Source organism: Streptomyces vilmorinianum (assembly GCF_005517195.1).
GTDB lineage: Bacteria > Actinomycetota > Actinomycetes > Streptomycetales > Streptomycetaceae > Streptomyces > Streptomyces vilmorinianum.
Genome location: NZ_CP040244.1, coordinates 3947922 through 3960771, shown reverse-complemented (window position 1 = coordinate 3960771; position 12850 = coordinate 3947922). Strand labels below are relative to the sequence as shown.

At 71.5% G+C, this 12850-nt stretch carries 10 protein-coding genes and 1 pseudogene; 1 reads left to right on the top strand and 10 read right to left on the bottom strand.

Translation table 11 applies throughout. The features are described 5' to 3' along the window. The first annotated feature begins 16 nt into the window (after positions 1-16). Positions 17-1696, top strand: a complete 1680-nt coding sequence (locus FDM97_RS18620; RefSeq protein WP_137991521.1) for a rhamnogalacturonan lyase B N-terminal domain-containing protein — start codon at positions 17-19, stop codon at positions 1694-1696. Positions 1697-1746: 50 nt separating this feature from the next. Here FDM97_RS18620 and FDM97_RS18615 read toward each other — a convergent pair. The 10 genes and pseudogenes from FDM97_RS18615 to FDM97_RS18570 all read right to left on the bottom strand — a co-directional run bounded on the left by FDM97_RS18615 (position 1747) and on the right by FDM97_RS18570 (position 12801). Next, a pseudogene (locus FDM97_RS18615) lies at positions 1747-2716 on the bottom strand (right-handed parallel beta-helix repeat-containing protein). A 24-nt stretch (positions 2717-2740) separates the two neighbouring features. Beyond that, positions 2741-3850 (bottom strand): pectinesterase family protein, encoded by a 1110-nt coding sequence (locus FDM97_RS18610; protein WP_137991520.1) that lies wholly within the window; start codon positions 3848-3850, stop codon positions 2741-2743. 102 nt (positions 3851-3952) lie between these two features. Further along, the gene (locus tag FDM97_RS18605) at positions 3953-5236 is read right to left on the bottom strand and encodes a pectate lyase family protein (RefSeq protein WP_137991519.1); all 1284 of its coding nucleotides are present in this window, start codon (positions 5234-5236) and stop codon (positions 3953-3955) included. After that, the gene (locus FDM97_RS18600; protein ID WP_432816228.1) at positions 5233-6048 is read right to left on the bottom strand and encodes a rhamnogalacturonan acetylesterase; all 816 of its coding nucleotides are present in this window, start codon (positions 6046-6048) and stop codon (positions 5233-5235) included. Before FDM97_RS18600 ends, FDM97_RS18605 begins: the two co-directional genes overlap by 4 nt. Continuing rightward, the gene (locus FDM97_RS18595; RefSeq protein WP_137991518.1) at positions 6045-7385 is read right to left on the bottom strand and encodes an ABC transporter substrate-binding protein; all 1341 of its coding nucleotides are present in this window, start codon (positions 7383-7385) and stop codon (positions 6045-6047) included. Before FDM97_RS18595 ends, FDM97_RS18600 begins: the two co-directional genes overlap by 4 nt. Continuing rightward, positions 7382-8947 carry a glycoside hydrolase family 43 protein gene (locus tag FDM97_RS18590; protein ID WP_254705657.1) on the bottom strand — a complete coding sequence of 522 codons (1566 nt, stop codon included), beginning with the start codon at positions 8945-8947 and terminating at the stop codon, positions 7382-7384. The genes FDM97_RS18595 and FDM97_RS18590 overlap by 4 nt, the downstream gene beginning before the upstream one ends. Beyond that, positions 8944-9783 (bottom strand): DUF6807 domain-containing protein, encoded by an 840-nt coding sequence (locus tag FDM97_RS18585; protein ID WP_137991517.1) that lies wholly within the window; start codon positions 9781-9783, stop codon positions 8944-8946. The genes FDM97_RS18590 and FDM97_RS18585 overlap by 4 nt, the downstream gene beginning before the upstream one ends. Beyond that, complete coding sequence (locus tag FDM97_RS18580) at positions 9780-10940, bottom strand: Gfo/Idh/MocA family protein (protein ID WP_137991516.1); 1161 nt, start codon at positions 10938-10940, stop codon at positions 9780-9782. The genes FDM97_RS18585 and FDM97_RS18580 overlap by 4 nt, the downstream gene beginning before the upstream one ends. Beyond that, a complete protein-coding gene (locus FDM97_RS18575) occupies positions 10937-11857 on the bottom strand; it encodes a carbohydrate ABC transporter permease (RefSeq protein WP_137994893.1) in 921 nt (306 codons plus the stop codon). The genes FDM97_RS18580 and FDM97_RS18575 overlap by 4 nt, the downstream gene beginning before the upstream one ends. Then, the gene (locus tag FDM97_RS18570) at positions 11857-12801 is read right to left on the bottom strand and encodes a carbohydrate ABC transporter permease (protein WP_137991515.1); all 945 of its coding nucleotides are present in this window, start codon (positions 12799-12801) and stop codon (positions 11857-11859) included. The genes FDM97_RS18575 and FDM97_RS18570 overlap by 1 nt, the downstream gene beginning before the upstream one ends. Positions 12802-12850: the final 49 nt, after the last annotated feature.

Genomic DNA, 12850 nt, shown 5'->3' with positions numbered 1-12850 from the left:
CCACCGAAGGGATCCGATGAGCTACCAGGGGAAGACACCCACCCGCCGCAGCGTCCTCGGCGCGGGCACCGCCGGTGCCGCCGCCGTCCTCGCCGGCGGCGGCCTGCTGGCCGCCGCGCCCACCGCCTCCGCCGCGGGCTTCGGCTGGAGCGACGACGGCAGCCAGTACGTGATCGACACGGGCGCCCAGCTCGTCTTCAAGGTGTCCAAGTCGACCGGCGACCTCACCTCCCTCGTCCACCGGGGCAAGGAGTACGAGGGTTACGGCGGCAAGCACTCGCACGTCGAATCGGGCCTCGGCGCCTCGACCGTCACCCTCTCCCAGGTGGGCGCCACGATCCTGGTCACCGTCGTCCACGGCACGCTGAGGCACTACTACGCCGCCCGCAGCGGCCGGAACAACGTCTATCTGTGGACCGACAAGGCCGACACCTCCTTCACCGCCACCCGCTTCATCGCCCGCCTCAAGCCCGGCGTCTTCCCGGGCGGGGGCCCGGACTCCTGGGTCGAGGCGGCGGACACCGTCATCGAGGCAGGTGACGTCTGGCGGCGGTCCGACGGACACACCCGCTCCAAGCACTACTCCGGCGTGCGCGTCGCCGACTACGACTACGTCGGATACACGACGGGCACGGTCGGCCTGTGGATGGTCCGCTCCAACCACGAGAAGGCCTCCGGAGGCCCCTTCTACCGCTCGCTGCTGCGGCACTCCAACGAGGGCGGTGTGGGGCTCTACGAGATTCTGCACTACAACCAGTCGCAGACCGAGCCGATGCGGTTCGGTCTCCAGGGCCCGTACGTCCTCGCCTTCACCGACGGCGGCGCCCCCGATCCGGCCCTGTTCGCGGCGAACCACGACACCGCGTGGGTGGACGGTCTCGGCATCGCCGGCTGGGTCGGCGCCGCCGGGCGGGGCAGGATCGCGGGCGTGGGCCTCAGGGGCATGGACGCGAACCACCCGTACACGGTCGGGTTCGCCAACCCCGACGCCCAGTACTGGACCAAGGCGACCGCGGGCACGGGCGCGTTCTCCTGCCGCGGCATGCTGCCGGGCACGTACACCCTGACCGTGTACAAGGGGGAACTCGCCGTCCACACCGGTTCGGTGACGGTCACCGCCGGCGGGACCGTCGCGCTGAACACCCTCACGATCGGGGGCGATCCGAGCGGCGCCCCGGCGATCTGGCGGATCGGCGACTGGAACGGCACCCCGGGCGGCTTCAAGAACGCCGAGCTGATGACGACCGCCCATCCCTCGGACGTCAGGGCGGCGTCGTGGACCGGCAACGTCGTCCTGGGCTCCGGGGACCCGTCCGCCTCCTTCCCCTGCTATCTGTGGAAGGACGTCAACGACGGGATCCTGGTGTACTTCCGGCTGACGGCCGCCCAGGCCGCGGCCGCGCACACGCTGCGCGTCGGCGTGACGACCGCGTACATCAACGGGCGGCCCCGGGTGACCGTCAACGACTGGGTGTCGGCGATCCCCTCGCCGCCCACGCAGCCCTCGACCCGCTCGCTGACCACGGGCTCCTACCGGGGCAACAACCACACGTTCACCTTCAGCGTGCCCGCCTCCGCCTGGCAGACGGACCCGGGGCAGTACAACGTGCTGAAGCTGAACATCGTCAGCGGCTCGACCGGGACGGGGTTCCTCAGCCCGGGCACCGCGATCGACTGCATCGACCTGCTGGTCTGACCGGGGCGTCATGGGGAGGGGCCAGATCTCTCCCCATGACGCCGGTCCGGTCAGTTCATCGTCGAGCCGATGGTGGTCGACCCGGTCGTCAGGAACGTCGTCGCCGGCAGCGAGCCGTCGGCCTTGCGCGCGCCGTACGCCGTGGTGGCGTCGGTGCTCAGGAAGGGCGGGGTGGCGATCCCGGAGTCCCAGTTGTTGCCCGCGGAGACCACCGAGGAGCCCCGGTTGGCCAGGCCCGAGCCGTTGCCCACCGCGAGGTTCTTGCCGAGCCGGGCGGCGCCCGTGGCGAAGTAGTAGCCCCACTTGCCGTTGGCGTACGCCGTCGTGCGGTTGATGACGATCGCGCCCCTGTTGCTGTTCTCCGTGAAGCCGTTGCCCGCGTTGTCCCAGGCGGCCGAGTTGTTGACGACATGGGCCACCACCTCGCCGTCACCCCCCAGTTTGTAGCCGTTGCCGTCGCCCGCGAAGGCCGTGTCGGACCAGCGGTTCCTGCCGTTGCCGAAGGCCCAGGTGTGCTCGACCGTCAGGGGGCTCGACCAGGACCACAGGTCGATGCCGTCGTCGGAGTTGTTGAAGAGCCGGGCGCCGGTGATCAGATTGCCGGTCCCCGAGCCGTACTTCACGGCGAGACCGTCGGCGTTCTCGCCGTGGTTGGCGGCGTCGTAATGCCCGTACGAGTCCAGGTTCCTGACGGTGTTGTCGTTGGTCGCGTCTCCGGTGAGCGTGAAGCCGGAGTCGCCGCCGTTGATCGTCCGGATGGTGTTCCGGCCGCAGATGGATGCGGCTGCTCGCGGTGCCGTCGGCGGTGGACTGGAGCGTCGCGGTCGGGTAGTAGGTGCCGCCGCGGACCTGGATGACCGTGCCGGGTGTGGCGTTCTTGACGGCATCGGCCAGTGCGGCCGAGGTGGACACGACGACGGTGGCGGCCTGGGCGGGGCCGGCCAGGGCGCCGAGGCCGGCGGTCGTGGCGAGCAGGGTGAGGGCGACGGCCGTGGTGCGCGTGGCTGCGTGACGAGACATGACGTGCGGGTCCTTATCCGTGGGTCAGGCGCGGACGGGGGTGAGGTTCCAGTCCCCGAGGTACGTGCTCCTGGTGGCCGACTCGGCCTCGTCCGGGGTCAGTTGGGGCCGGTTCTCCGGGACGGTGACCTCGGCGCCGGGACCGGTGTTGCGGTACTCGGCGAAGCGCTGGGCCTGCCAGGGGTAGGCCTCCCGCATGTTCGCGTACGGCGCCACGGCGTCGATCCCCGGGCCGAGCACGCTGTCGCGCACGACGAGCGACGGCCACGCGGTCGTGTCCGAGCTCGGCACCCAGGGGCGGGCCAGCTTGTAGAAGGCGTCCGGGGCCTCGCTGGTCACCCGGCAGCGGGTGGCCAGATAGCCGTACGGATTGCCGCGGGCCGTGGACGGGGCGAAGACGAAGCCGTGCGGGGCGGCCGCGAGGTCCGGGCGCAGCAGCGTCCGGAAGTGGCAGTGCTCGAAGACCGCGCGGGCCCGGCCGAAGACGAAGTCGACGTCGCCCTCCACGTAGCAGTGCGCGAAGAACTGGCGGGCGACGGCGGCCAGGGACATCGAGTCGGCGTACAGCGTGTCCTGATGGCCGAGGAACCGGCAGTGGAAGAAGGCGGACCGGTCGCCCTGGACCTTGATCGCGACGGCCTGGGTGCCGGGGTTCCCGGGGAGGTCGGTACGGAGGAAGTCGTTGGCGAAGGTGATCCCCCGCGCGGTGAACCCGTCGGCCTGGACGGTGGTGGTCGCCGAACCGCTCGTGCCGTAGGTGCCGCCGTCCGGACGGGTCGTGCCGGCCGCGTTGTCGTACACCACGACCACGTCACGCGGGTCCTCACCCGCCCCGAGCCAGGTCATGTCCGTACGGGCGGGGCTGACGGCGACGGTCTCGCGGTACGTGCCGGGGGCGAGGACCAGCGTCCAGCCGGAGCCGCTCGCGGCGGTCACCGCGGCTTGCACGGTGGTGTGGTCGCCGAGGCCGCCGGGATGGACGTACAGGGTGCGCTCGGTGAGCCGGGCGGAGGGGGAGCCGAAGCGGCCGAACGGCCCCGCGGGGCGGGCGGAGGCGGGCGCCGCGGCCAGACCGAGGGAGAGCAGTGCGCCGGCGCTCGCGGTGAGCAGCGCCCGACGGCTGGGCGAAGGCATGACAAAGCTCCTTGGGTGAGGGGAGGGAACGCACGGGACGAACAGGGGAGGCGGGGCCGGCGAGGCCGGACGGGGCCCCGGTGGGGCCGCCCCGGCCTCCGGTCAGTGCAGCTTGCCCGCGCCCGCGCAGTGGTCGACCAGGCCGGGCACCGCCTGCGGGACGTCGACCCGGGCGCGCAGCACCGGCGTCCAGCCGGCGCCCTCGCGCAGGATCTCGCCCGGGAACTGCGCGTTGTGGACCGCGAGCAGATCGACGGACCGGCCGTTGACGTGGTTGCCCGCCGTCGTGACCGGGGCGTCCTTCCACTTCTTCAGGATCCGCCCGGCGCCGATGCCGGCCGGTAGCGTGAACGCGTTCTTCTCCGCGACCAGCCGCGACTCCAGGCCGATGCCGAAGCTGTACACATAGCCCGACTCCGGGACCACGAAGTGGTTGTTGTACGCGTCGACCTGGCCGAAGCGGACCCGGGGCGCCCGCTCGATCACGTTCTTGAAGAGGTTGTGGTGCAGGGTGACCCGCAGCTTGCCGCGGTCGGTGGCGCCCGCGCTGTCGCTGTTGCCGATCATCAGCGTCTTGTCGTGGTCGGCGAAGACGTTCCAGGACGCGGTCACGAGGTCGGCGCCCCGCACGATGTCCAGCTCCCCGTCGTGCTGCTGGTAGATCTCGCCGTAGTACGAGGGCAGCGAACTGTCCGGGTGGGCACCGTCGGTGAAGGTGTTGTGGTCGATCCAGACATGCGTGGAGCCGTACACGACCATGCTGTCGTACTCGGAGTTCCACGCTCCTGTCGCACCGTCGGTCGGGTCCCACTGAGGGAAGCAGTCCAGCGGGCTCTCGACCGTCAGGTTGCGGATCACGACATTGTCGACGCCCTGGATCTGCAGGCTGCCGCCCACGATTCCGGCGTCCCTGCCGACACCCACGACCGTGGTGTCGGCGGGGATCTTCACCTTGATCGCCTTGCCCTGGGCCGTGGCGGAGGCCGCCCGCAGATCCTCCTGCGGACCACTGACCTCGTTCTCGTACCCCCAGACCGCCGGGTCGTAGTCCGCGAGGTACCGGGCGAAGTCGTAGCCGGGCGCCTCGAAGGCCGAGCAGCCCGCGGCGGTCGCGTTCAGCGTCCCCACGACCTTGACGATCCTGGGCTCGGTCCCGGGCGTCTCGAGCGCGGCCCGGAACTCCTCCCAGGTCGTGACGGTGAAGACCCGCGAGGCGTCGGCGGCCGCGCCCCCGGTCGTCCCCGTGCCCTCCGAGGCCCAGCCGTCCCCGGCCGGCAGCGTCCCGCGGGCCGGATCGGATGCGGCATGGGCGCCGGCCGTGGGGCCCGTGACGCTCAGGACGAGCGCGGTCGCGCCCACCAGCCACAGCTTGTTCTGACGTCTCACGTTCGGCTCTCCTCGGCATCGGGCCAGGTGATCCACCGGGTGGGGATCTCCTCGTCGAGTCGGCGCGTGTCGCTCGGTCCGAGCACGCGGGTGTGCAGCAGCTCGGCCGCGACCAGCCGCGCGACGGCGATCGCACCCGGCGGGTTGAAGTGGGTGTTGTCCTGCTCGGCCGGCGTCCAGTTGAAGTACGCCTTGGTCGTCTCCGGGCCGAGCTTCTGCCACAGCGCCAGCGACAGCTCCTGGACGTCGAGCAGCTCGACCCCTTCCTCCCGGGCCACCTCGCGCATCGCGGCCGGGTACTCCCCGAGGGTCCGCAGGGCGGTGCCGCTCGCGTCGAACCTCCGCCGCTCCACGGAGGTGGCGAGGACGGGCCGCGCCCCGCGCTCCCTGGCCCCGGCGACGTACCGGCGCAGGTTGTCCTGGTAGGTGGTCCAGGGCTCGGTGTAGCGGCTGGGGTCGGTGATCTTCTGGTCGTTGTGGCCGAACTGGATCAGCAGGAGGTCGCCGGGACGGATCGCCTCCAGGATCACGTCGAGCCGCCCCTCGTCGAGGAAGCTCTTCGTGCTGCGTCCGTTGATCGCGTGGTTGGCGACCGCGAGGTCCTGGTGGAGGAAGAAGGGGAGCGCCATGCCCCACCCGGTCTCGGGCGCGGCGTCGGCGTACTTCTGAGCTGCGGTGGAGTCGCCGGCGATGTACAGCGTGCGCATACGGTGATGTCCTCGGGGGAGCGCCGCGGCCGGGGCCGCGGCCAGGGCGAGCGCGAGGCCCGCCGCGGCCGCGACCACCTGACGGCGGGTCGGTGCGGCGGTCACTTGTTCTGCGACTTCCACTCGGCCTGCGCCGCGTTGAGCTGCTCGGCCAGCGTGTCCAGGAACTCCTTGGCGCCGGACTTGCCGAGCAGCACCTTCTGGAACCCGGGCTCGTTGTCGGCCTTGGAGATGGTGTTCCAGTCGGGCAGGTGGTACGGCAGCTGCACGATGGTGGCCTTGCCGCTGAACAGCACCTCGGCGGCGAGCTTGGTCGGCTCGGCCTTCTGGATCCAGGCGTCCCGGGCCGCCTCGGTGTTGGCCGGGATCGCGCCGGCCGACTCGTTCCACTTGCTGTTGGACTGGTGTGAGACGGCGAACTCGATGAACTTCCAGGCCGCCGCCTTGTTCTTGCTGGAGGAGAAGAGCCCCAGGCCGTCGACGGGGTTGGACACCATGACCCGCGTGCCGTCGTCCAGCGTCGGGTTGGGGATGCCGCGGAACTTCTCGGTGCCCAGCGCCTTCACATGGTCCTGGTAGGAGCCCAGGTTGTGGTTGAGCATGCCGATCTCGCCGCTGTCCCACTGCGCGACCATCTTGGTGAAGTCGTTGTTGACGTCGGCCGCCGGGGTGTTCTTCTTGAACAGCGCGACGTACCGCTCCAGAGCCGCCACGTTCTTCGGGTCGTTGACGGTCGTCCGGTCCCCGTTCCAGAAGCTGGTGATGCCGCTCTGGCCGTACATCGCGTCCAGCGCCTGGGCGATGGAACCGGCGCCGCCGCGAAGGGTGTAGCCGAACCTGTTCTTGTCCTTGGCCGTCAGCTTGTCGGCGGCCGTGTAGAACTTCGACCAGGTGCTGGGCTCCTCCAGACCGGCCGCCTTGAACAGGTCGGTGCGGTAGTAGAGGACACCGTTGCTCGCCGAGGTCGGGACCGTGAACAGCTTGCCCTGACCACCCGCGCTCTTGACGCTGTCGAGCATGCCCGCGTTGAGCCTGCCCTTGAGCGAGCTGCCGGCGATCCGGTCGTCCAGCGGCTCCAGCGCGTTCTGGGCCGCGATCCCGGCGAGCATCGCCGCCCCGACGCCGCCGACGTCCGGCAGGCCCCCACCCTGGATGGCGGTGTCGTACTTGGACTGCACCTCCTTCGAGGCGATCCCGACGTAGTTCACCTTGATGCCGGGGTTCGCCGTCTCGAAGTCCTTGATGATCTCCTTCCAGATGTCGGTGCGGACACCGCCGTTGTTGTCCCAGAAGGTGATCTCGCCCTTGCCGGAACCCTCGTTGCCCTTGTCGCCGGCGGCGCCGCTGCCGTCGTCGCCGCAGGCGGTGACGGTCAGGGCGAGCACGGTGGTCAGGGCGAGGGCGCCGGCGGCTCTGCGCCGCCCGTTGCGGAAGACGGTCATCGTCGGCTCTCTTCTCTCGGGGGAATCTCACTCGGGGTGATACGGAAGGTGGTGAAGACCGCGGTGCCGACGGGGCCCGTGCCCGTCGGGGCGGCCGCGAACAGGCCGAGCAGGGCGCCGACCCAGCGCCACGGCGTGGCGGCGAAGACCTGGCCGGAGGGCGTGAAGCCGTCGCCCGTGTCGGCGGAGAACCGGCAGCGGGCCCCCGCGCCGATCTCGATCCTCAGCCGGGCCCGGCCCTCGGGGGCGGGCCGCGCGAAGGCCGCGTCCCGCTCCCGCCCGGCCGAGACCGGCGCGAAACGGTGCACCAGACGGACCGAGCCGTCGGCCTCGCGCCGCAGCCCGATCCAGGTGTACGCGTCGCCGAGCACCGCGAGCCCGGCGCGGGCGCCCGGCTCCTCGGCGTCCAGGCGCAGTTCGACCTCGACGACGCAGGGGCGGGCGGGCATCCGCTGGGTCAGGACGTGCGGCAGCCGGCGCAGGTCGTCGCTCTCCTCCGTACGGCCGCAGCTCAGCCGCAGACCGTCCGCGGAGTGCAGGGTCGTCCAGCCCTCCCGGGGATTGGCCGTCCACTGCCACTGCCGTCCGAAGCGGCCACCGGGGAAGTCGTCGTCGGCGACGGGGGCCGACGGCGGCTGCGCCGGCAGCGCGGGCTTCGCGTGGACGAGGACGGGGGCGCCCTCGTCGCCGAGCACCGGCCAGCCGTCGCCGTCCCAGCGCATCGGCTGGAGATGGACCACCCGGCCGTACGCGCCGCGCTCCTGGAAGTGCAGGAACCAGTCCTCGCCCCGGGAGGTACGGACCCAGCCGCCCTGGTGCGGGCCGTTGACGTCCGTCCCGTCCTGCTCCAGGACGACCCGCTCCTCGTACGGGCCGAAGAAGCCACGCGAACGGAAGGCGCCCTGCCAGCCGGTGGCCACGCCCCCGGCGGGGGCGAGGATCCAGAACCAGCCGCCGTGCCGGTACAGCTTGGGGCCTTCGAGGGTGAACCAGCCCGGGATCTGATCACCGTCGACGATCGTCTTGCCCTCGTCGAGGAGTTCGGTGCCGTCGGCGCTCATCCGGTGGCCCGTGAGCCGGTTGCTGATGCCCGAGCGGGACTTGGCCCAGGCGTGCGCGAGATACGCCTCGCCGGTCTCCTCGTCCCACAGCGGGCACGGGTCGATCATGCCCCGGCCCGCCTTCACCAGCTGCGGGGTGGACCATCCACCGCGTACGGAACGGGAGTTGATCTGCCAGATCCCGTGGTCCGGGTCGCCCCAGAAGATCCAGAACCGGCCGTCGTGGTGGCGCAGCGACGGCGCCCACACCCCCCGGTCGTGCTGCGGCGAGGAGAACGACGTCTCCGGCAGCAGCCGCTCCAGGGCATGGCCGACCAGGGTCCAGTTGACCAGGTCGCGGGAGTGCAGCAGCGGCAGCCCCGGGGCCCGGCCGAAGCTGGACGCGGTGAGGTAGTAGTCCTCGCCGACCCGCAGCACATCGGGATCGGACCAGTCGGCGGCCAGGACCGGGTTGCGGTACGTGCCGTCGCCCAGGTCACCGGTACGCGCGGTGTCGCTCACGCGGTCACCGCCTTGCGCACGAGCGCCGCGGCCCCGTCACGGTCGAGGCGCCCGTCGGCGACGACGGTGACCACACGGCGTACCACCGTCCCGCCGGCCGCGACCACCAGCCGCTCACCGGAGGCGAGCGAGGAGCCGACCCCCGGGTACTCGGCGGCGCGCACGAACCACGGATCGCGCCGGGTCTCCTCGGTCGCCCCGGCGAAGACCAGCGTCCACCCCCGGCCCGCGAGCGCGACCCAGTCGGCCCGCGCGCCGTGCGCCGCGGCCTCGCCGTCCGCGTCCGGACCGAAGACCTCCGGCACCTCGCTCTCCAGCGGGGCGCGCCAGAAGAAGCCGCCGTAGGCCGCGCCCGGCCGGCCGTTGGTGGCCGGGCTGCCGAAGGAGAGCTCCTCGCCCGAGACGTTGGCCAGCGAGAACGTGAGGTCGAGCGCCCAGGCGGAGTCGTGGAGCGCGGTGGCCGCGACCGTCCGGTGCTCGCGGAGCAGGACCCGCTCCCCGACGGCCCAGCCGAGCTCCTCCACGAACCCGTCCGGGTCCCGGAGCTTGAACCCCTCGTGGCGCTGGACGCCGTGGTTGTCGAGCTCGGTCGGCCCCTGGCCGCGGACGAAGGTGCGTCCGCCCCAGAAGTTGAACCCGGCGACGTCGGGCACGGCGACACCGGCCCCGAGGTGGTGCGGATGGTCCTCGGGCAGCTCCTCGGTGACCGTGACGCCCGCGAGCGTGGAGACGGGATGCAGATACGGACGGGGGAAGTGGTCGGGCGCCAGGTCGGGCGAGCGGACGTACCGGGCGACCGTACGGCCGGCGCAGCGCAGCACCGTCGGGGGATTCATCGGGATTCCGCCTTCGGGGACAGGGCCCAGGGGGCATCGAGCTCGGAGAAGAGGCTGAGGGTGTCGGCGCTCGCCGCGACCAGGCCGTCGACACCGGGTACCACCCGGCGCGGGGCGCTCTCGCCCGGCTCGGTGCGCCAGGCGTGGGCCGGGATCTCCCGCGGGTCGGGCGCGAGCCGGACGGCCTCCACGACCCGCATGAAAGCCCCGGTCGCGTCGGGCGGCACGAGCAGGTCGGCGCCGTCGGTGAGATGGGCGACGAGGTTCTCCAGGAGGTCGCTCACCCCGTGGAGGGACTCCTCCGGGCCGTGCCCGGCCCGCTGGAGCAGCATCCGGTCCTGTTTGTACCAGAAGGTGATCCGGCCCCGGCTGCCGTGCACGACCACGTACGGCTCCGAGGACCTCTCGGCGCACAGCGTCGCCGCCACACTGACCTGGGTGCCACGCGAGGTCAGGACGCGGACGCAGGAGGTGTCGTCGGACTCCACCGCGTTGGCCCGCAGCAGCTCCGTCTCGATGTGCTCGACGTCCTCGGCGCGCGTACTGCCGTCCAGGGCGAGCGCGGTGGCGACGGCGTGCGCGAGCGGATTGGTGAGCGCGCCGTCGACGACGTCGACACCGTCGAGCCGCCGGCGGCCCGCCCAGGGAGCGCGCCGGAAGTACGCCTCGTCACGGACCCAGGCCCCGGCCCCGCCGACCCCGAGGAGCTCGCCGATCGCACCGTCCTCGATCAGCCCGCGGATCGCGGGGACGGCGTGCGAGCCGAGCGACTGGAAGCCGATCTGACAGGCCACGCCGGCCGCGGCCACCCCGTCCGCCATCCGCCGGAACTCGGCGTACGACGGAGCCGGAGGCTTCTCCAGGAGCAGGTGCGCTCCGTGCCGGGCGGCGATCAGGGCCAGGTCGGTGTGGGTCTGGATCGGAGTGCAGACGATCGCGATCCGGGCGCCCGTCGAGGCGAGCAGCGCGTCGAAGTCGGCGGACTGCTCGGGTGCGCCGAAGCCGTCCAGCTCCGCGGCGTCCAGCGGCCGCAGCTCGCAGATCCCGGCGAGCCGGACAAGACCCATCCGTTCGAGCCGGAGGATGTTGACGAGGTGGGAGCGGCCGTGACCGCGGGCGCCCGCGAGGACGACGGGGAAGGGGGTGTGCGTGCTCATCCCTTCACCGCCCCTGCGCTGAAGCCGGTGACCAGCCACTTCTGGATGAAGGCGAAGACGATGACGACGGGCAGGGCCGCGATCACACCGCCCGCGGCGAGCGCGCCCAGATCGACGCTGTCCGCGCCCATCAGGGTGTTGAGCCCGACCGGGATCGTCTGCTTCTCCTGGCTGCTGAGGAACATCAGCGCGAACAGGAAGTGGTTCCAGGAGTGGACGAAGGCGAAGGAGCCGACGGCGACCAGGCCGGGGCGCAGCAGCGGCAGCACGACGATCCGGAACGCGGCGAACCGGCTGCAGCCGTCGACCCAGGCGGCCTCCTCCAGGGAGTACGGCACGTTCCTGATGAACCCGCTGATCAGGATCATGGAGAGCGGGAGCTGGAAGACGGTCTCCGCGATGATGACGCTGCCCAGCGAGTTGATCATGCGTAGTTCGGCGAAGATCTGGAAGAGCGGGACGAGCAGCAGCGCGCCCGGCACGAACTGGGAGCAGAGCAGGGCCAGCATGAAGCCCTTCTTGATCCGGAAGTCGAAGCGGGCCAGGGCGTAGCCGCCGGCCAGCGCGACCACCGTCGTCGTCACCAGGGTCGCGAGACCGATGAGCAGGCTGTTCTGGAAGAAGGTGGCGAAGGCGCGCTCGGTCCACACCTTCTCGAAGTGCGCGGTGGTCATCGGCCATGGCACGAGCGAGGTCGAGCCGGCCGGGCGGAGCGCGAAGAGCAGGATCCAGTAGAAGGGGACGAGGGTGAAGACGAGATAGACGCCGAGCGGGAGGTAGATCTGCCGGCGGGGGACCTCGTCCCAGGCGCGGCGCCGCCTGCCGCGTACCGGCCTGGCCGGGCGCCCGGGCGGCGGGGCGTCGGCGGCGGGGGGAGGACCGGCCGGGCCGGCCGGTGTGCGGGTGTCCTGGACGATCACTTGCTCTCGCCTCCGAACTTGCTCAGGCGCAGATAGACCATCGAGCAGAAGAGAAGGATCACGAAGGCCACCGTCGTGAGGGCGGAGGCGTAGCCGAAGTTGTGCGCGTCGACACTGGTGTTGGCGATGTACAGCGGCAGAGTCGTCGTCTCGCCCGCGGGGCCGCCGCCGGTCAGGGTGTAGAGCAGGTCGACGTTGTTGAACTCCCACACCGCGCGCAGCAGCGTGGAGAGGATGATCGCGTCCTTGAGGTGCGGCAGCGTGATGTGCAGGAACTGCCGCAGCCGGCCGGCCCCGTCGACCTCGGCGGCCTCGTAGAGGTCCTTCGGCACGGACTGGAGGTCGGCGAGGATGAGGATCGCGAAGAACGGCACGCCGCGCCACAGGTCGGCGACGACCACGGCGGGGAAGACGGTCGCGGTGTCCGACAGCCACGACGTGCCGTACTCCCCGACGCCCAGATCGGCGAGGTAACGCGTGATACCGGTCTGGGAGTTGTAGAGCAGCACCCAGATCGCCGAGGTCAGCACCCCGGACACGGCCCACGGGGAGAAGACCAGCGCCCGGCCCAGGGCCCGGCCGACGAACGTCTGGTTGACGATCAGCGCGAGCGCGAGCCCGAACAGCAGCTGCAGGGTCACCTCGACGGCGACCCACTTCAGGCTGAAGGTCAGCGTCCCCCAGAACTGCGGGTCGTCGGTGAAGATGCGGGTGAAGTTGTCGAAGCCGGCGAAGCCGTTGCGCCAGGGCTTGGTCGGGTTGTAGTGCTGCAGGCTGTAGGAGAAGACGCTGAGCACGGGGTAGGCGATGAAGCCCAGCATCAGCAGCGCGGCGGGGGCGATCAGCAGATACGGCAGACGGCGTGGTGCCGCTCCTGTGCGGCGGCCGGAGGCCTTGGGGGCCTTGGCTGCCTGGGGCGGTTCGGTCACGGCTGTGGCCATGACGGCGGCTCCGTTCTCGGGCGCGAAGCGCTTCGCAGACAGTGTTCGA